Here is an 18708-nt window from a genome sequence, read left to right as displayed (position 1 = left end):
CCCATGCAAGCTTTCCGACAACCGTCGCTGCGACGACTCTTCGCCTGGATGGCACTGACCGTGGCGCTCGCCCTCATGGCTGCGCGCCCGGCCGCCGCCATCCAGGTGGATTTCCTGCCCAAGCCCGACCCGGACGACGGCAAGACCTTCCGCGTGCTGTGCTTTCACGACATCCGCGACAACCTGCGGGCCAGCTTCGAGACGTTGCCCGACGGGTTCGCCGTCGACACCAAGATGCTGACCAACATGTTCAGCTGGATCCAGGCCAACGGCTATCACCCCGTGACGCTGGCCCAGATCGACGCTGCGCGCAACGGCGGCAAGCCGCTGCCAAAGCGGCCCATCCTGCTGACCTTCGACGATGGCTATGAAAGCCACTACACGAAGGTCTTCCCCCTGCTCAAGCAGTTCCGCTTTCCGGCCGTGTTCGGCCTGGTGACGGAGTGGACCAACGCCCCGGCCGGCGCGAAGATCAAGCTGTCGGACAAGCAGATCGTGTCGCGCGACTTCTTCATGAACTGGAACCAGGTGCGTGAGATGCAGGCCTCGGGCCTGGCCGAATTCGCCACGCACACGCACGACATGCACCACGGCACGCTGGGCAACCCGCAGGGCAACGAAATGCCCGCCGCCAGCACGCACGCCTACCTGCCGAAGCTGGGCCGGTATGAAACCGACGAGGAATACCGCAAGCGCGTGCGCTCCGACCTGCAGCGCAGTGTCGACCTCATCGAGAAGAACATCGGCGCCAAGGTGCAGACCGTGGTGTGGCCGTACGGCGCGCACAACCTGATCCTGGACCAGGAAGCCGCCAACGTCGGCCTGAAGTACATGCTCACGCTGGAGCCGGGCCCGAATACGCCGGACGTGCCGCTCACGGCCATCCGCCGCAGCCTGATGGGCTACGACACCAACACGGGCGACCTCGAGCGTTCGCTGCGCGAGCCCGTCACGCACCACGGCGAGATCAACCCCGTGCAGCGTGTCGTGCAGGTCGACATGGATTACATCTACGACCCGGACCCGAAGCAGCAGGAAGCCAACCTCGGCAAGCTGATCGACCGCATCAAGGACCTCGCCCCGCGCGTGGTCTACCTGCAGGCCTTTGCCGACCCGAAGGGCAACGGCGCGGTGGATGCCGTGTACTTCCCGAACCGCCACATGCCGATGCGCGCAGACCTGTTCTCGCGCGTGTCGTGGCAGCTGAAGACGCGTGCGAAGGTGGAGGTGTATGCGTGGCTGCCGTTGCTGTCTTTCAAGCTGCCGGAGAAGGAACCCGCGGCCACGCACTTCGTGCAGTCGGTGCCGGGCGCACCGCAGCGGCCGGGCACGGTCAAGCCGCCGCGCCTGTCGCCGTTCGATCCGGAAGCGCGCAAGGTGATCCGCGACATCTATGAAGACCTGGCCAAGAACTCGATCATCGACGGCGTGCTGTTCCACGACGATGGCGTGCTCGACGACTACGAAGATGCCAGCCCCGCCGCGCTGAAGGCCTACGAGGCCATGGGCCTGCCCGGCGACATCAACCAGATCCGCCAGTCGCCCGAGCTGATGCAGAAGTGGACGCGCGCCAAGACCAAGGCACTGATCGATTTCTCGCACGAGCTGATCACCGTGGCGCAGGGCTACCAGAACGGCCGCGACATGCTGACCGCGCGCAACATCTTCGCCAGCCCCGTGCTGGACCCGAAGGCCGAGGAGTGGACCGCGCAGAACTTTGACGACTTCCTGCACGCCTACGACTACGTGGCGCTCGAAGCCATGCCGTACATGGAAGAAGCGAAGGACCCGAAGGACTGGATGAAGAAGCTGACCGCCGCCGTGGCCAAGCACAAGGACGGCCTGAAGAAGACCATCTTCGAGCTGCAGGCCGTGGACTGGCGCAACCAGGACAAGCCGATCCCGACGACCGTGCTGCGCGATCAGATGCGCCAGCTGCGTGCCGCCGGTGCGCTCAACTACGGCTACTACCCCGACGACTTCATCGCCGGCCGGCCAGACACCGAGGTGCTGCGCGAGGTGATGTCGCTCAAGACCTACATCGAAACGCGCAAGGCGCAGCCGAGCGCCGAGAAGCTCAACGGCGCGGTGCCGGTGCTGCAGCCCGGCCAGTCCCCTGAGGGCGCGCAGGACCGCAAGCCGGCGGTCACGGAGGCGGCCAACCCGCCGGCAGGCCCCAGCACCAGCACCAGCAACAAGGCGGGAGGCTGACATGTTCGACCCCCTTCTGGTCAAGCGCTGGATCTCCGGCTTCGTCTTCTACTACCCGTTCTTCATGTCGTATTTCTGGATGATCGGCGGGTTGCTGCACTACTTCCTGCTCGAGCGCGGGACGAGCCACGTGCGGCACCCCCTGGCGCTGCTGGGGGTAAAGAGCTACCCCAAGGTGTCGATCATCGTGCCGTGCTACAACGAAGAGGCCAATGTGCGCGAGGTGATCAGCCACCTGGCGCGCATGCGGTATCCGAACTACGACATCATCGCCGTGAACGACGGCAGCTCCGACCGCACCGGCGAGCGGCTGAACGAACTGGCGGCGCAGTACCCGCAGTTGGTCGTGATCCACCAGTCGTCCAACCAGGGCAAGGCCATTGGGCTGACCACCGCCGCGCAGGTGACCGATGCCGAGTACCTGATGTGCATCGACGGCGATTCGATCCTCGACGTGGACGCCATCGCCTGGATGATCCGCCACCTGATCGACAACCCGACCGTGGGCGCCGTCACCGGCAACCCGCGCATCCGCACGCGCTCCACGCTGCTGGGTCGCATGCAGGTGGGCGAGTTCTCGTCGATCGTGGGGCTCATCAAGCGGACGCAGCAGGTGTACGGCCGGCTGCTGACGGTGTCGGGCGTGGTGGTGATGTTCCGCAAGCACGCCATCGAGGAGGTGGGCTACTGGAGCAATGACATGCTCACCGAAGACATCGACATCAGCTGGAAGCTGCAGGTGGGCGGCTGGATCATCCGCTACGAGCCGCGCGCGCTGTCGTGGATCCTGATGCCTGAGACTTTCCGCGGCCTGTACAAGCAGCGTTTGCGCTGGGCCAAGGGCGGCATCCAGGCGCTCATCAAGTACGCCCCCGCCATGCTGAGCCTGCGGCAGTCGATGATGTGGCCGATCTTCTTCGAGTACGCGCTGTCGGTCGTGTGGGCCTACAACATGTTGTTCGTCATCACATGGTCGGTGCTGGGCCTGGTTGTCGACATGCCGCCGGAGTGGCGCATGGAGGCCTTCCCGCGCTGGCACGGCACGTTGCTGTTCATCACGTGCGTGCTGCAGCTGCTGATCGGCTGCTTCATCGACCGCCGCTACGACGACGGCATCCTGCGCTACTTCATCGATACCGTCTGGTACCCGGTCGCGTTCTGGATCCTGAACCTCATCACCACCGTGGTCGGCTTTCCGGCCGTCGCCTTTCAGCGCCAGCGTGCCCGCGCGCGCTGGACAAGCCCTGACCGGGGCATACAACAACAGGGGAATTCGCCATGACCATGCTCGTCATTGATGTCTCGCGCAACTCGATCCGGCAGTCGTTTTCCGACAAGGGGATCGTCGGCACGCTGCACCACGTGCTGTGGTTCCGCATCTTCCGGCCGATCCTGGTGATCTCGATCTGGGGGCTGCTGGGGCTGTACGTCGGGTACTCCATCAGCAGCGTGGGCCCGAGCGGCCTGCCGTTCGAGCAGTTGCGCATGTACGGCAACATCATTGCCGGCATGGGCGGGGTGCTCGTGGTGTGGATGATCCTGTCGCGGCTTGACCGCACCATCCGCCGCAAGATCGCGCGCACCAAGCCGCCGGCGCTCACCCCGAGCGCAGCGGCCTCGCGCGCTGCCATGCAGGCACGCAAGCCGGCCTGGCAACGTCCGCACAACACGCGCCTGCTCGTGGTCGACCACGACGACGACGGCGACATCACGCACGTGCGGACGTGGCAGGAGTGGACCGGCCGCCCGGCGCCGGCAGGCACCGCCACACCGCCGCAGCCGTTCGTGCGCAGCGCGGAATACGACCCCGAGGAGCCCGTGCTCGCCTCCAAGGCGATCGTCGTGCCCGAGAGCGGCGACCGTGCCGAGCCGTCTTTGGCCCGCACCGACGCTCCGCAGCCGCGCGACGTGGCCCCGTCCGCAGACACCGTCACGGCCGATGCTGCGGGCTTCCATCGGTTCGGCTATCGCGGCCGGCTCGGCCGCAGCGACTGGGTGGAGCCCGAGGCCCCTGCGTCGCATGGCCTGCGCCCCGGCATGGCACGCCACTACGGCAGCGTGACGGCCGTCGTGCACGGGCACGCGGCGGCACTGGCGGCAGATCGCGTGACCGAGCACCACCGTGCGCTGCATGCCTTCGGGGTGCACGCGCAGCTCGAAGACCCCTATGCGCGCCTGCCCCGCGCCGAGCGCATCGACACCCTGCATGGGTTCGGCCGCCGAGGCAACGTCGTCGCCGACGACGTCTGACCGCGGGCAACGCCATCTCCGTGCGCTCCGGTGAGTGACCACCGGAGCGCTTTTCTTTTGGCAAACGTTCTAACGCAAACGGGGGAGGCCGAGATTTTCCTGCGACGCACACGTCGCGCAATCGTTGTTGCACATGCGCGCGGCTGCACGGCAAACGTATGTTGCCGCCGTGGCTCGCGCGCAGGTCAAAGATCGCGCCGGAAAGCGCCGAATTGGCGCCTTGAATGGCATGGCGGCTGTGCCTATGCTGGCTTCTCCTGCAAGCCGCCCATGCCCTCTCTCGATGTATCCGGCAGCCCTTGCAGTGCTCATGGTGTCAGTGAACCAAGCCCACCGTCGCGGCGGCGTGCCGTGGCCCACAAACAAGCTGGAGTCAACTGTGCTGAGTCCCCATGAATTTGCCGTGCTGCTTCTCGTCAACGACGGCGTCGCCTCGGACGACCTTGACCGCGCCGATATGGAAGCGCTGATCGAGCAAGAGCTCGTCACGTTGGAGCGCCGCGGCCCGGACCGCTGTTATGCCCGTGTGACTCTGCAGGGCTATGCGTTTCTGAAGGCTTCGGGCCATGGACGCCCGGCGCCGCGCCGCGTGGCGGCTGCGCCGCATTGAGCCGGCCCTGTCATCCGCCCCCGATGCCCTGAATGACCTTGCCGGTGCCCTCGCACGTGGGGCACGGCACGTCGCCGCGCCGGCCGGTGCCATTGCAATCCGGGCAGACGGCTTCGCCGGTGCCGGGAGTGCCGGGCCTGGCTTGATCGCCGGGGGCGGGCTTCGCTGCGGGCGTGGAGTGTTCGTTCGCCATATGTGCTCCTGGATCCGTTGAGGCGGCGCGCGTACTGGCAGACGTACGCACGCTGTGGCAAGCGCCTGTGCGCTTCGCTTCAGGGCTGCGTGGCCGGAATGTTCGGCGGGCTCGCGGGCGGACGTTCACGCCCCTGCGGGCTGCCGCCCGTCGATTGGTCCTTCACCACGTTGCCGTGCTTGTCCTGATGCGAGCTTGAACCCGTGCGCGGCACGTACTCGCCGGAGGGCTTGGTCCCGATGCGGCTGCGGTTGCGGCTGGCGTCGCGGCCTACGGGGTTGTCGGTGTGGCTGGTGCTGCCGCTGGCCGTGGTGCTGTCCGATGTCACCGATGTCCCCTTGCCGCTGCCCGACTGCGCCCCTGTGGCCTGTGCAAAGGCGTTGGTGCTGACGACCGCCGCCGCCATCGCCGCGGCAACGCAGAGTGACCGCACGATGACGCCTCGCGCGCGATGTTGTCGTGATGACCTGATCATGATCGCTCCTGATGGTGTGTCCGCCATGGCGACGCAACTCGCGCGCCCGCGCCGCTACTTGCCCGAGGCCAGCGTGCGTGCGTGCTTGAGCGCGGCGACGATGTCGGCATAAGCGCGCTCCCGGGTGGCCGTATCGGGCGCCCGCAGTGCATAGGACGGATGCCACGTCGCGAGCACCATGCGGCCCGCGTGACGCGAGACCTTGCTGAAGTGCTCCTGCAGCCGCGCATGCGCATCGTCGAGCAGCGCCTTCAGGGCCGTTGCGCCCAGCGCCACGACCACGGCGGGCTGCTCCTGTTCGAGTTCACGCTCGAGCCAGTACATGCACGCTTGCACCTCGCGCTGCCCCGGTGTCTTGTGCAGGCGGCGCTTGCCGCGCAACTCCCATTTGAAATGCTTGACCGCGTTGGTGATGAACACGTCGTCGCGCGGGATGCCGGCGTCGGCCAGCGCCCGGTCGAGCAGCTTGCCGGCGGGCCCGACAAACGGCTTTCCGGCCAGGTCTTCGCCGTCGCCGGGCTGCTCGCCGACAAGCATGATGCGTGCACGCCGCTTGCCTTCGCCAGGGACGGCCTGCGTGGCACGCCGCCACAGGTCGCAGCGCCGGCATGCATCGAGCGATTCGGGTTGCTGGGTCGGGTCCGTCTCGTCCGGCGGGCCGGCAGGGGAAGGGGGCTTCGGTGTCTTCATCGGGAACGCCTTGCAGGATGCGCAGCGCCCAGCAAGCGGGATGCCGCGGCGCAGGCGTGGAACGGACGTTGCGTCGTCGCACAGGTCGATCACAGGCTGGGCCGGCGTGCCGTTGGAGACGCGATGCAGCAGCTCTTCGAGTTGTACCTGATGTATTTCCTGATCCCGCTGTGGGTGGTCGCGGGCGTGGCCGACTGGTGCTGCCATCGCGCCACGCACATCGAGAAGACGGCCGGCGCCAAGGAGTCGGTGCTGCATCTGCTCATGCTCGCCGAGATGGGCGTGCCGGTGCTGGCTGCGCTGTTCCTGCACGTCAACGCGCTCGTGCTGGTGATCATGGCCGTGGCCTACGTGGTGCACGAAGCCACGGCGCTCTGGGATGTCAGCTATGCCGTTTCGCGCCGCAACGTCACGCCGTTCGAGCAGCACGTGCACAGCTTCCTCGAGATGATCCCGCTCATGGCGCTGTCGGTGCTGGCGCTGCTGCATTGGGACGAGGTGCTGGGGCTGTTTGGCGTGGGGTCGGCCACGCCCGACTTCAGTCTGCGCCTGAAGGATCCGCCGCTGCCCTGGGCTTACGTGGGCGGTGTGCTGGCCGTGTTCGTGCTGCTGGAACTCGTGCCGTACGCCGAAGAACTGGTGCGATGCCTGCGCCAGCGCCGGCCTGCGACCGCAGCGGCCGAACGGCACCGGGTTTGAAAAAAGGAGCTCAACTTGAATGCAACATCGAATGGCCCGCAGGACCGCCGCCGCCGGCTGGGCGACTGGCTGCCCGAGGGCGAAGACAAACTTGCCGCGTTTCGCTGCGAACTCGTGGAGCAGGCGTTATCCCGCCGGACCACGACGCCGGCCGTCTCCGCCGTACGCGCGCTGGCAAGCCTGATCGACCGCGAACCGGCGCTGCGCATGCACATGGCCCGCGCGATCGACGAGGCTCGGGACCGCGGCTACGTGCTCGGCTATCGGGACACCCGCGAACTGCTCCTTGCCATCGATCACGTCGTGACCACGGCGCCGCGGTTCAATGAATCGAGCATGGTGGTGTGTCCGATCAACGCGCTGCTCGACTGGCCGATATGCATGCCTTCCGGTTACGCGCTGTTCCGCGACCGGCGCATGAACGACGCGCTCAAGGCCGTGCTCAACGGCTGGAGCGCCTTCCTCAGCGGGCCGCATTCGCGCGCCTACCTGAACACGCATGCGCCCGACGGCTGGTTCTGCCCCGAAGCGACGCGGCGTGTCGGCATGGACCAGTTTCTGTGCGACCCGACGCAGCCGTACTGGGGCTTTGCCTCGTGGAACGATTTCTTCACGCGGCGCTTCCGTGCCGGCATGCGTCCGGTGGCGTGCGAGGACGACCCCAAACTCGTCGTCAGCGCGTGCGAGGCCGCGCCGTACAACATCACGCGCAATGCGCGCTACGAAGATACGTTCTGGATCAAGGCGCAGCCGTATTCGCTGCGCGACATCTTCGGGCCGGGCAAGGCGAACCTGGCGGAGACCTTCGCCGGCGGGAGCGTCTATCAGGCATTCCTGAGCGCGTACAACTACCACCGCTGGCACGCGCCCGTCGGCGGCACGATCGTCGATACGTATCACGTGGAAGGCACGTACTACTCGTGCGTGGAATCGGAGGGCGCCGATCCGGAGGGACTGAACGATTCGCAGGGTTACAGCGCCGCGGTGGCCGCGCGCGCCGTCATCACGATCGCCTGCGATGACCCGGGCATGGGCACCGTGGCGTGCGTGTTCATCGGCATGGGCGAGGTGTCGTCCTGCATGATCGACGTCACGCCCGGCCAGCGCGTGCGCAAGGGCGAGGAGCTCGGCTTCTTCCAGTACGGCGGGTCGACGTACTGCCTCTTCTTCGAGCCCGACGTCATCGAGTCGTTTCTGGTGGAGCCGCCGCCCGCGGGCAGCGGCGAGCCGGTCAAGGTGAACGCTGCACTCGCGCGGGCACGCTAGCAGCAGCGGCGTCAGGCCTTGACGACGTGGATGCGCAGGGCCGGTGCACCCGCCGCGATGGCGAGCAGGCGGTCGACGTTTGGGTGCGCGCCCGGGCGGTTTCGCGCGTCGGCGGTGTGCTCGGCAAACACGGCCAGTCCGTGCTCGGCTGCCTGCGCGTCGAGCTGGCCGAACGTCTGCTGCAGGTAGTGATACACCGCGAGCGACCCCTGCTTGCCGGGCTTGTTCTCGATGTCGGCCACCACGGCGCCCTGGCCGTCGATCAGATCGATGCGCTCGATGCCGTCAATGGCGGGCAGCTGGGCGAGGTTGTCCTTGAAGACGGGGGTGGGCTGGATCACTGCAATGGCTCCGTTGGTTGATCAGGCGGGCCGTATGTTAGCGGCTCGGCCCGGCCAACGCGAGCCTAGCGGCGGGTCTTGGACTGGTTGACCGCAACGGCCGCCAGGATGAGCGCCTTCAGCGCCTTCTCGTTGACCTTGTCGCCCTCCCGGAAGTCGATCGCGCGGCGCGCATTGCCTTCCAGGCTCGCATTGAACAGGCCCGCCGGGTCCGGCACGGACGCGCCCTTCGGAAACGTCATCTTCACCGCCTGCTTGTAGACCTCGCCGGTGCAGATGATGCCGTCGTGCGACCACACGGGCACGCTCCATTTCCATTCTTCGACCACCTCCGGGTCGGCCGCATGGATGAGCGCACGCAGGCGGGCAAGCATCGCCCCGCGCCAGTCGCCGAGCTCCGCGATGCGGGCATCGATCAATTCGGATGCGGGCACGGCGCTGTCGGGCGCGCTGTTCTTGGTCATGACGCTGGCTCCGTAATGGATGTATCCGCAGAGCATTCTGGCAGGAACGCAGCCGGGCGGCCACTGTGCGCGTCTGCGCCGCGCCCGCGTGCAGCCGCCGGTTTCTCCGGAATGGGAAACCTGAGAAATGCATTTTTGCTGGATTTGAAATTCCAGCAATAAAAATCGAGCTTAAAAAGCCGCGCACTTTTAACGGCGGCAACGCGAGAAACTTTAGCTGCTTGCTGAAATTCCCCACGTGAGTAGGGTGCAAGCGCCGGTTTGCCGCCAAGCCAAGCACGGTAAGGATGTCGGTATGCAATGCCTGCGCATTGCAATAGCCGGATGATGAATATGGGAGTCATCGATTGGTCATCTTTCGACTTCAATAATTGCGCCTCCGATGTTCAGGAAATCAACGGGCGTGTACCTCGCTTTCAGGCGGGGCGATTGAATCGAGAGAATTGAAAAATGACTATTCGTCAGCGGATTACGTTGCTGGTCGTGCTGATGTTCATTGCACTGGCGGCCATTGGCGGCTATGCCGTCTACCAGACGCGCAGCGGCGCCGCAGAGGTGCGCAAGGTGACCGAGGGCGTGGTGCCGAGTGCGCTGGCATCGGCCGATCTGGTGGCGCTCGTCAAGGACGTGCAACTGGCCACGATGACGCTCGTGTATGCGCCCGACGGCAACATCGTTGCGCAGGCCCGGGGCGATCTGCAGGCCAAGGAGGCCGCGCTGCGCGCTGCGTTGCAGGTGCAGGCCACACGCGCCAACAGCCATGCCCAGGCAGGCCTGGTTGCACAGGCCAAGGAAGCCGTCGACAGCTATGTCGAGGCAATCGGGCAGACCACCGACATGAAGCTCGCGGGCAAGAACGAGTTGGCGCAGGCCTTCCTGTTTGCCAACGTGGCGAGCTACCGCGACGTGCTGGAGAAGATCGTCGAGACGCTGCGCATCGAGAAGAACCGCGAGAAGGACGCAGCCATCACCGTGCTCAACGGCAAGCTCGCCACCACGGCCACTGCCATTGGCGCGGTGAGCGGCATTGCCATCGTGGTGCTGACGGCCATCGGCATGCTGCTGTACCGGCAGATCACCCGGCCGCTGACGCGCATGCAGGCCGAGATGAGCGAGATCGCCGCCAGCCAGGATTTCACGCGCCGTGTGCCTGTGGGCCGCATGGATGAAATCGGCCATTCGGTCGTCGCATTCAACCGGATGATCGAGAAGATCCAGGAGAACGCCGCGCTGCTCAAGCAGAAGACGGCCGATATCCAGGCGATGCTGCAGAACATGCAGCAGGGCATCCTGACCGTGGTGGGCAGCGGCACGGTGCACGAGGAGTACTCCATCTATCTCGAATCGATCTTCGAGACGCAGGACATTGCCGGGCGCAGCCTCATGGCGCTCGTCTTTGCCGACACCAACCTCGGCACCGATGCGCTGTCGCAGGTGGAGGCGGCCGTGGACGCGTGCCTGGGGCAGGACATCATCAACTTCGCGTTCAACCAGCACTTGCTGGCCACCGAAGTCGAGAAGCGCATGCCCGATGGCCGTGTGAAGACGCTCGACCTGTCGTGGTCGGCCATTACCGACGACAGCGACACGATCCTGCGCCTGATGCTGTGCGTGCGCGACGTGACCGAACTGCGCAAGCTGGCCGCTGAAGCGAGCGAGCAGCGCCGCAACCTGGAGATCATCGGCGAGATCCTCGCGGTCAGCCAGGAGAAGTTCCAGCACTTCATCGAGAGCTCCACGAGCTTCGTGCACGAGAACGAGCGCATCATCCGCCAGTACTCGCAGGCCGACAGCGCCGCCATTGCCGCGCTCTTCCGCAACATGCACACCATCAAGGGCAACGCGCGCACGTACAACCTGCAGTACTTGACCAACGTGGTGCACGAAACGGAGCAGACCTACCATGCGCTGCGCGAGCCGGGCAGCGAGCACGCGTGGGACCAGGATTGGCTGATGGCGGAGCTGACGCGCGTGCGCGAGGCCATCGAGAACTACGCACGCATCAACGAGGTGAAGCTCGGCCGCAAGTCGGAACCGGCACACGGCGCGGCCGCACACGCCGCACCAGCGGTCCTGGCGCGCATTCACGAGAGCCTGCGGGCACTGGAAGCGGCCAACCCGGCCAGCCTCGATGAACTGGCCGCCATGCGCGAGACGGTGTACCAGCAATTGCGCCTGGCAGACAGCGAGACTCTTGGCGAGTTGCTGGGCAGCACGCTGCAGTCGCTGCCCTCGCTTGCGCGCGAGCTTGGCAAGGAGCCCGTCCGCGTGCGCATCGACGACAACGGTTACCGCATGCGGACCGCGGCGCGCGGCGTGTTGCAGAACGTGTTCACCCATCTGCTGCGCAACGCCGTCGACCACGGCATCGAAACCGCCGACGTGCGCATGGCACAAGGCAAGCCCGCCGCCGGCTCCCTCGACATCGAGGTGGGCGTCGACCGGGGCATGCTGCAGATCACGCTGTGCGACGACGGCCGCGGCCTTGCACTCGATCGCATCCGCGCGATTGCCGTGGAGCGCGGCTGGATCGGACCGGACGATCGGCCCAGCGACGAAGACATCGCGCAGTACATCCTCCGCCCGGGGTTCTCCACGGCCGACGAGGTGACGGCTGTGTCGGGCCGGGGGGTCGGCATGGACGCGGTGCAGGAATTCCTGCGCCGCGAGCAGGGCCGCATCGAGTTGCGTTTCACCGACGACCGCAGGGGCGCGGCATTCCGCCCGTTCCAGATGGTCATCTGCCTGCCCGAGCGATTGGCGGTGGACAGCGTGCATGCCGCCGTTGGCCCGGCCGGTGCCACGCGTGTGGCCGAGGATCAGGAAGCATCGTGATGGAATCGACCATGCTGGCCGCGCTGGCGGCGGGGATCGTGCTGGGCGCGGTGACGTGGTTCGTGCAGCAGCGTCGCGTGAACGCGCTGGCGAGCAGCTTGCGCGATGCGCAGCAGCAGGCCTCCGAGTTGTCGGAAGCCGTCGCCAGGCAAACCGCCATCGCGCAGCGGCACGCGAACGAGGTTGCCGCGCTGGAGACCTCCGTCGCGCAGATGCGCGATGCCGCGGCAGACCAGCTGGAAGTCATCGAGCAGTTGCGCACGGAGCTGCAGTCGGCCGCGCACGCCAAGTCGCAGTTGGCCGACCGCGCCCGACGGATTGCGCAGGAGGCAGCGCGCCTGCGCGGCCTGGCGCTCACGTTCGAGCGCTGGCACGAGCAGATGATTTCGCTGATGGAGCAGAACCACGACATGCATGCCAAGAACCAGGAGCTGCAGTCGATCGTGCGGCACGTGGTGATCGTGTCGCTCAATGCGTCCATCGAGGCCGCGCGTGCGGGCCAGGCGGGGCGCGGCTTTGCCGTAGTCGCCAGCGAGGTCCGCACGCTGGCGGCGCGCTCGGAGGAACTCTCGAAGAGCTACCGCGACAGCCTGCACCTGAACGACCTCACCACCACCGCCACGTTCCAGGACATCCAGGCGGGCGGCAAGATGATCACCGCATCGCTGTCGAGCGTCGAGGCGCTGGCCAGCGCGTTTGAATCGTGGACGGACCGCACGTGATCGGCACCAACGCACAGGACAGCCTGGACCGCATCTTCCGCAAGGCGGCGCGCACGCGGCTCGTACTGCACGCAGAAGACGCATGCAGCGTGGCCGTGGCTGCCGCCTCGGATGACGATGCCGTTGCAGGCGAGCAGGCCGTCCTGCTGACCATCTCGTCGGTGGCGTTCCGGTTGCTGCTGGTGCTGCGCTTCGATGCATCGGAGCCCACGCGCCGGTACTTCGCCGGCGAAGGCAACGGGCGCCCGTTTGACGAAGCGTGCATGGAGATCGCCAACCTGTGCTGCGGCGCGATCAACCAGGAGCTGCTGCAGGCGTTTCCGGACCTCGGCATGTCGACGCCGTATGCGGTGAGTGCGCGTTGCGTGTCGTATCTCGATGTGCTCAAACCCGGCTATGTAGCGTCGTATGCGGTCACCATCAACGGCGACGTGCGCGTGGCGGCGACCGTTTGCGTGTGCGCGCATGCACCGCTCGATTTCGTGGCCGACGTACGTGACGAGGTGCAGCCCAGCGGCGAGCTGGAACTGTTCTGACGAAAAAGGAGAGAAGACGATGACAAGGATCCTGGTGGTCGACGATTCGAGCACCGTGCGTGACGAGGTGGCCGGTTTTCTGAGGAAGCACGGCCTCGCCGTGGATACCGCCGTGGACGGCAAGGACGGCCTGGCCAAGATCAAGGCCAACCCCGGCGTGAAGCTCGTCATCAGCGACGTCAACATGCCGAACATGGACGGCCTCACGATGGTGGAAAAGGTGCGCGGTGAACTCGGCAACAACACGGTCAACGTCATCATGCTGACCACCGAAAGCAGCACCGCCATGAAAGACCGCGGCCGGGCGGCCGGGGTGAAAGGCTGGATCGTCAAGCCGTTCAAGGGTGAGGCGGTGCTGGAGACGTTCAAGAAGCTGGCGAGCTGACACGCGGCACCGGGGTGCGCCATCGTCGACTCGATGCCGGCGGGCGTGGCGCGCACGTGTTTTTGGCGCCAAACTTGCTTGACCGAGGCCGTGGGCTGAAGGAGTCGTCATGCAAGAGCTCGCCTTTCGCACCCTGCTGTACCGCTACTTCTTCTTCGGCTGGCTGTTCAAGGACGCCAGCCGCGGCAACCTGTTCGAGCGGTCGGCCGCGTGGCGCTTCAACAAGGCACATGCGCACTGGCTGCTCGCCTACATGCGACGATGGGCGTGGTGCGGGCTGCTGTGCTATGCGCTGGGCGGCGCGCTGGAACTGGGGCTCGGCACGCCGCGCCTGTCGGTGCTGTTCTACGTGCCGAGCGCGCTCAGCGTGCCTGTGAACGTGGTGATCGCGGTGCTGTGGATCGGACTCAAGGCGCTGCCCGGGCCGCTGCGCGATCAGTAGCGCGCGGCGCTCAGTTCTTTGCCACGGGCACCAGGTCGAAGCGGTCGGCCTGATACTGGAACAGCAGGCAGTCCTCCCCCTTTTCGCAGCCGCTGTAATGCGGCATGCCGGCGGGCAGCTGATAGAACGAGCCCGCCGGATACGCCACGCGCTTGCCGTCGATCACGGCGTAGAACGTTCCCTTGAGCACCACCGTCGGCAGGTTCTGCGTATGCACGTGGTACGGATTGCCCTTGCCGGCCGGGAAGATGACGAACGCTTCGTACGGCCCCTTGCCGGTGATGCTGCCGCGCACGTCGGCCACCTGGATGCCGCCGGTGTCCGGCAACTCGCGCCACTGCAGCCTGGCGGTCGGAAACGACACGAGCGGCAGCGGCACGACACGTTGCTCGGCGGCATGGCCCGCCTGGGCGACGAGTGAGCCGAGCAAGGCCGCGGCAACGAGTGCGCCGGTACGTCGGGGGGTCAACATCATGGGTTTCTCCTGAAAGGGCTGTGGAAGTCGGGCCAGTCTAGGAGAGGCGCCCCGCCGCGAGAATCCGCGCACGCACACAGCGCCTGTGCGCGGGCTGCACGGATCAGACCGTTGCGATCAGCAGTTCTTCGGCATTGCGTGGCGGGCGCAGGCCATCGGCGCGGCCGGCAAAGTAGCGCGCCGTCAATGCGTCTGCCGAGATGTGCTGCGCCTCGCGCAAGCCGTTGTCCCGCGCGAGCGCGAGCATCTCGGCCGGGGTGAAGAAGCTGATGAAGGGCGTGCCGCTCGCACGCGCGCCTTTCTCGGCCATCTCAAGCCCTGGGCGGACATCCGGGTCCGCCATCTCCAGCGGCAGCAGGAACGTCATGGCAAAGATCGAGCCCGGCGCCAGCGATGCCACTTGCCGCAGCGTGGCCGCATTCGTTTCCTTGGTCAGGTACATGCTCACGCCGGTCGATACCACGACGGCGGGCTTGCCGGCATCGAAGCCCGCATCGACCAGGGCGTCCTGCCACGATTGCCGCGCCTCGAAATCCACCGGCACGAAGCGCAGCCAGTCCGGAACGCCATAGCCGAGTTCCATCAGGCGCCGGCGCTTCCAGGCCTGCGGGCCGGGCGGGTCCACTTCAAACACCGTCATGCGCGAGGCCACGTCGGGCCGGCGCTGCGCAAAGCTGTCCAGCCCCGCCCCCAGGATCACGTACTGGCGCAACCCGTGCGCCGCGTGTTCGATGACGAGGTCCTCGATGAACCGCGCACGCGCCACGATGGACGCGCGAAACGGCCGCGTGAACTGGGGGTGCATGTCGCCGCGCTGCTGCCAGCCCGGTTCAGGCGCGAGCAGCTTCAGGCCCACCTCGTCTTCCAGCACGTGGGGCGCAGCGTCGCTCTGCACGTGCAACGCGCGCCACAACGCGACGCGGGCGGCGGTGCTGTCGGGGGCGGCATCGTGTGCGTCGTTCATGGCAAGGATCACTCCATCCGGTCGGTCGACGGCTCGTAGTCGGGAAACACCGCGAAGGCCTGCACGGGCTGCTTTGTCATGCACACCGCGAACAGGCGGCTGGCGAGCCACCCGGCCAGCCACGCTTGCACGGTGGGCAGCGGCTGGCCCGCGAACCAATCGGGCTGCACCGCCGCAAACTGCCGCACGAACGGGAAGATCGCCAGGTCGGCCGCACACGGCTGCGCCCCGCCCAGATACCGCTGATGCTGCAAGCGCGATTCCAGCGGCGCCAGCAGGGCCTCAACGGCCTGTGCGCGCACCGTCTCGCGCGGGACGGCTTCGTTTGGATAGCGCTCGGGGTATTTGTAGCGATCGAGCAGGCGCTTGAACTCGCCGTCGTTGGTGCGCAGCAGCGCGAGGTTGTCGTCGGCCTGGGCGCGGCGCCACCAGCCTTGCGCGTCGTCCGGCTCGAAGGCCCAGCGCATGATGTCCAGGCTTTCTTCCAGCACGGTGCCGTCGGGCAGGCGCAGCACCGGCACGGTGCCTTTGGGCGATAGCGCAAGCAGCTCGGCCGGCTTGTCGCGCATCACGATCTCGAAGGTCTGGAACCGGCGGTGGGCTTGCAGCATCGCCAGGCGGGCGCGCATCGCATAGGGGCAGCGGCGATAGCTGTAGAGCAGGGGCAGGGTGGCGTCGGCGGACATCGTGATGGCGGTGCAGGACATTCGGGCGCGTCAGGGTAACGGAATCGGGGCTGCGGCGCTGCTACGCGACCAGGCGCGCATGCCCGGCGCGGCCTGAGCGCCGCACGGACTGCGGCGGCTGGCCGAACACGCGGATGAACGCGCGCCGCATGCGTTCCGGATCAGCAAAGCCGACCGCGCGCGCCACCTGCTCCAGCGATTCGTCGCCCGCCTCTACGCGCGGGCGCGCGGCTTCTGCACGCAGTTTTTCGATGGCCTTGGCGGGCGTCTGTCCCGTCTCGGCCACGAAGGCGCGGTCGAACTGGCGGCGGCTCAGGTGCGCGACCTCTGCCAGGCGGTCGACATCGAGCGCTTCATGCAGGTGCTCGCGTGCATAGCTCAGCGCCCGGGCGATGCGGCTCGATGCCGGATCCAGCTCCAGCAGCGCCGAGAACTGCGATTGCCCGCCCGGGCGCCGGTGATACACCACCAATTCGCGTGCCACCGCGCGCGATACGTCGACACCCAGGTCGTCTTCGATGAGCGCCAGCGCCAGGTCGATGCCCGACGAGATCCCTGCCGACGTCCACACCGGCCCATCGTGGATGAAGATATGGTCGCTCTGCACCTGCACGCGCGGATAGCGCCGCTGCAGCAACGCCGCCATGCGCCAGTGCGTGGTCGCGCGGCGGCCGTCGAGCAGCCCCGCCGCCGCCAGGGCAAACGCGCCGGAGCACACGCTGGTCATGCGCCGCGAGTGCCGCGCCGCTTCCTGCACGAAGGCGATCAGCCGGGCAGAAAACGCATCTTCGCGCGGGCCGTTGCCGCCCGAGATGACCAGCGTGTCGAAGGCCGGGTCGTCCAGCGGCTGCGTCTGCATGACGAGGCCCGGTGCGCTCTGCACTTGCGCGCCCCCTTCGGACACGACATCAATCCGATACGCTGGTTGCGCAGCGAGCCGGTTCGCCACGTCAAAGGCCGTCAGCGGGCCGGTGAAGTCGAGCAGGCTGCAGCCGGGAAACACCAGAAAACCGATTCTGCGCATGATGGCTTGAAATGAGGGAATAACGTCATTCAAGACGGATGTTGCTCCGCCATGCTGGCGCTGTCAAACGCACTCCTGGAGCACACCATGACGACAGCAGTCTGTTCCCCGGCCGCCGAAGGCGAGGTTTCACGCCATCACCGCTGGAAGGTGCTCGGCGTGGGCGTGGCGGCCAACGCGAGTTTTTCGGCGGCGTTCTCAGGCATCCCGACCACGGCCGTGTTCATGCGCTCTGCGTATCACCTGGGCAATGCGGAGCTGGGCGTCGCGCTGGGGGCGCTGGGGCTGGGCATTGCCGTCAGCGAACTGCCATGGGGCCTGCTGACCGACCGCTGGGGCGACCGCACGGTGCTGCTCGCGGGGCTCGGCCTGACCGCGCTGGCGTTGCTCGTGATGGCGTGCTGCGCGGTGCCGCTGCATGGCAGCGCGCCGCCCCTGGCGTGGCTGGTGGCGGGCATGCTGAGCGTCGGGCTGCTGGGCGGCAGCGTGAACGGCTCCAGCGGCCGCGCGGTCATGGGCTGGTTTCGCGAAGGGGAGCGCGGGCTCGCCATGAGCATCCGCCAGACTGCCGTGCCGCTGGGTGGCGGCATTGGCGCGCTGGTGTTGCCGGGCCTGGCCGCGCATGCCGGCTTTGGCGCGGTCTACGGCGGGCTGGCCGCGGCCTGCGCTGTGACGGCGGTGCTGACGTGGCTGTGGGTGCACGAGGCGCCCGGCATCGCGCAGGCCAGCATGGCTGGGGCCGGCGAAGCGGCCGGCGCCGCACCGTTGCGCGATCCGGTGCTGTGGCGCATGGCGCTGGCCATTGGCCTGCTGTGCGTACCGCAGGGCGCGGTGGTGGCGTTTGCCACGGTGTTCCTGCGCGATTTCGCGCATGCCGGCGTCCTCACGCTGAGCCTGACGATGGCCTCGGTGCAGGGCGGTGCGGCCGTCATGCGCGTCTGGAGCGGCCGCTGGACCGATCGGCACGGCAATCGCCGCGCATATCTGCTGACCTGCGCCCGCTGGAGTGCGGCGCTGTTTGTCGCGCTGGCCGGGGTGGCCTGGATGACGTGGGCGTGGTCGATGGACCTGACGGTCATGCGCGTGGCGCTGGTGGCGGTCATCGTGGCCGGCGGCATCTGTGTGTCGGCGTGGCATGGTGTCGGCTACACGGAACTCGCGACGCTGGCCGGCGCGCAGCGGGCGGGCACCGCGCTGGGCCTGGGAAACACGGGGGCGTTTGCGGCGCTCGGCCTCACGTCGTTGTGCCTGCCGCAGCTGCTGGCGTGGTCGTCATGGCCGGTCGTGTGGCTCGTGGCGGCGGGTAGCGCGCTGCTGGCCTGGCGGGTGCTGCCGGCGGTGCAGCCGCGCTCCGCCGGTGGTCGTATGCCGCGCTCGTGATTTCACGCGCCGGTGTTCGGAACCTGCGTGCAGTTCTGAATTTCGTTTCAAGCCAGCCCT

20 protein-coding genes are annotated in these 18708 nt (G+C 67.1%); 12 read left to right on the top strand and 8 right to left on the bottom strand.

Annotated features, from left to right (window positions below):
- Nucleotides 1–3: 3 nt before the first annotated feature.
- The 4 genes from pgaB to TK49_RS18450 all read left to right on the top strand — a co-directional run bounded on the left by pgaB (nt 4) and on the right by TK49_RS18450 (nt 5071).
- Entirely contained in the window at nt 4–2211 is a 2208-nt protein-coding gene (pgaB, locus tag TK49_RS18465) for a poly-beta-1,6-N-acetyl-D-glucosamine N-deacetylase PgaB (protein WP_394372273.1), read from the top strand.
- Between the two features lies 1 nt (nt 2212).
- A complete protein-coding gene (gene pgaC / locus TK49_RS18460; protein ID WP_045218856.1) occupies nt 2213–3493 on the top strand; it encodes a poly-beta-1,6-N-acetyl-D-glucosamine synthase in 1281 nt (426 codons plus the stop codon).
- Nucleotides 3490–4461 (top strand): poly-beta-1,6-N-acetyl-D-glucosamine biosynthesis protein PgaD, encoded by a 972-nt coding sequence (gene pgaD, locus TK49_RS18455; protein ID WP_045218854.1) that lies wholly within the window; start codon nt 3490–3492, stop codon nt 4459–4461. Before pgaC ends, pgaD begins: the two co-directional genes overlap by 4 nt.
- Nucleotides 4462–4840: 379 nt before the next feature.
- Nucleotides 4841–5071, top strand: a complete 231-nt coding sequence (locus TK49_RS18450; protein ID WP_045220324.1) for a hypothetical protein — start codon at nt 4841–4843, stop codon at nt 5069–5071.
- 272 nt (nt 5072–5343) lie between these two features.
- Here TK49_RS18450 and TK49_RS18440 read toward each other — a convergent pair whose 3' ends face one another.
- Nucleotides 5344–5697: a hypothetical protein gene (locus TK49_RS18440; RefSeq protein ID WP_157774014.1), complete on the bottom strand. Its 354-nt coding sequence runs from the start codon at nt 5695–5697 to the stop codon at nt 5344–5346.
- Nucleotides 5698–5793: 96 nt separating this feature from the next.
- The gene (locus tag TK49_RS18435; RefSeq protein WP_045218847.1) at nt 5794–6429 is read right to left on the bottom strand and encodes a UdgX family uracil-DNA binding protein; all 636 of its coding nucleotides are present in this window, start codon (nt 6427–6429) and stop codon (nt 5794–5796) included.
- Between the two features lie 123 nt (nt 6430–6552).
- Between TK49_RS18435 and TK49_RS18430 the strand changes: the two genes are divergently transcribed.
- Complete coding sequence (locus tag TK49_RS18430) at nt 6553–7128, top strand: hypothetical protein (RefSeq protein ID WP_045218845.1); 576 nt, start codon at nt 6553–6555, stop codon at nt 7126–7128.
- 15 nt (nt 7129–7143) lie between these two features.
- Nucleotides 7144–8394, top strand: coding sequence for a phosphatidylserine decarboxylase family protein (locus TK49_RS18425; protein WP_045218843.1), 1251 nt, complete (start codon nt 7144–7146; stop codon nt 8392–8394).
- An 11-nt stretch (nt 8395–8405) separates the two neighbouring features.
- Here TK49_RS18425 and TK49_RS18420 read toward each other — a convergent pair whose 3' ends face one another.
- Together TK49_RS18420 and TK49_RS18415 are read right to left on the bottom strand one after the other, a co-directional pair.
- Nucleotides 8406–8735, bottom strand: coding sequence for a DUF2322 family protein (locus tag TK49_RS18420; RefSeq protein WP_045218842.1), 330 nt, complete (start codon nt 8733–8735; stop codon nt 8406–8408).
- Nucleotides 8736–8800: 65 nt separating this feature from the next.
- Nucleotides 8801–9199, bottom strand: a complete 399-nt coding sequence (locus TK49_RS18415; RefSeq protein WP_045218840.1) for a DUF1801 domain-containing protein — start codon at nt 9197–9199, stop codon at nt 8801–8803.
- Between the two features lie 450 nt (nt 9200–9649).
- On the opposite strand from TK49_RS18415, the gene TK49_RS18410 reads away from it, so the two are divergent.
- The 5 genes from TK49_RS18410 (at nt 9650) to TK49_RS18390 (ending at nt 14119) form a co-directional block, all read left to right on the top strand.
- Nucleotides 9650–12034 carry a HAMP domain-containing protein gene (locus TK49_RS18410; RefSeq protein ID WP_045218837.1) on the top strand — a complete coding sequence of 795 codons (2385 nt, stop codon included), beginning with the start codon at nt 9650–9652 and terminating at the stop codon, nt 12032–12034.
- Complete coding sequence (locus tag TK49_RS18405; protein WP_045218836.1) at nt 12034–12756, top strand: methyl-accepting chemotaxis protein; 723 nt, start codon at nt 12034–12036, stop codon at nt 12754–12756. Before TK49_RS18410 ends, TK49_RS18405 begins: the two co-directional genes overlap by 1 nt.
- Nucleotides 12753–13292, top strand: coding sequence for a hypothetical protein (locus TK49_RS18400; protein WP_045220321.1), 540 nt, complete (start codon nt 12753–12755; stop codon nt 13290–13292). The genes TK49_RS18405 and TK49_RS18400 overlap by 4 nt, the downstream gene beginning before the upstream one ends.
- 19 nt (nt 13293–13311) lie before the next feature.
- Nucleotides 13312–13677 (top strand): response regulator, encoded by a 366-nt coding sequence (locus TK49_RS18395; protein ID WP_045218834.1) that lies wholly within the window; start codon nt 13312–13314, stop codon nt 13675–13677.
- A 109-nt stretch (nt 13678–13786) separates the two neighbouring features.
- Entirely contained in the window at nt 13787–14119 is a 333-nt protein-coding gene (locus TK49_RS18390; RefSeq protein ID WP_045218832.1) for a hypothetical protein, read from the top strand.
- Nucleotides 14120–14129: 10 nt separating this feature from the next.
- On the opposite strand, the gene TK49_RS18385 is transcribed toward TK49_RS18390, so the two are convergent.
- The 4 genes from TK49_RS18385 to TK49_RS18370 form a co-directional block, all read right to left on the bottom strand.
- Complete coding sequence (locus tag TK49_RS18385) at nt 14130–14594, bottom strand: cupin domain-containing protein (protein WP_240480047.1); 465 nt, start codon at nt 14592–14594, stop codon at nt 14130–14132.
- A gap of 103 nt (nt 14595–14697) precedes the next feature.
- On the bottom strand, nt 14698–15558 hold the full coding sequence (locus TK49_RS18380) for a class I SAM-dependent methyltransferase (RefSeq protein ID WP_045218830.1): 861 nt from the start codon (nt 15556–15558) through the stop codon (nt 14698–14700).
- Nucleotides 15559–15566: 8 nt separating this feature from the next.
- Nucleotides 15567–16244 carry a glutathione S-transferase gene (locus TK49_RS18375; protein WP_045220317.1) on the bottom strand — a complete coding sequence of 226 codons (678 nt, stop codon included), beginning with the start codon at nt 16242–16244 and terminating at the stop codon, nt 15567–15569.
- 61 nt (nt 16245–16305) lie between these two features.
- Nucleotides 16306–17268, bottom strand: a complete 963-nt coding sequence (locus tag TK49_RS18370) for a GlxA family transcriptional regulator (RefSeq protein WP_045218828.1) — start codon at nt 17266–17268, stop codon at nt 16306–16308.
- An 87-nt stretch (nt 17269–17355) separates the two neighbouring features.
- Here TK49_RS18370 and TK49_RS18365 point away from each other — a divergent pair, with 87 nt between their 5' ends.
- Complete coding sequence (locus TK49_RS18365) at nt 17356–18648, top strand: MFS transporter (RefSeq protein ID WP_045220315.1); 1293 nt, start codon at nt 17356–17358, stop codon at nt 18646–18648.
- Nucleotides 18649–18708 lie beyond the last annotated feature (60 nt).

Source organism: Ralstonia mannitolilytica (assembly GCF_000954135.1).
GTDB classification, from domain to species: Bacteria; Pseudomonadota; Gammaproteobacteria; order Burkholderiales; family Burkholderiaceae; genus Ralstonia; species Ralstonia mannitolilytica.
The sequence above is the reverse complement of the archived record's forward strand: the minus strand, read 5'-3'. Positions and strand labels throughout refer to the sequence as shown.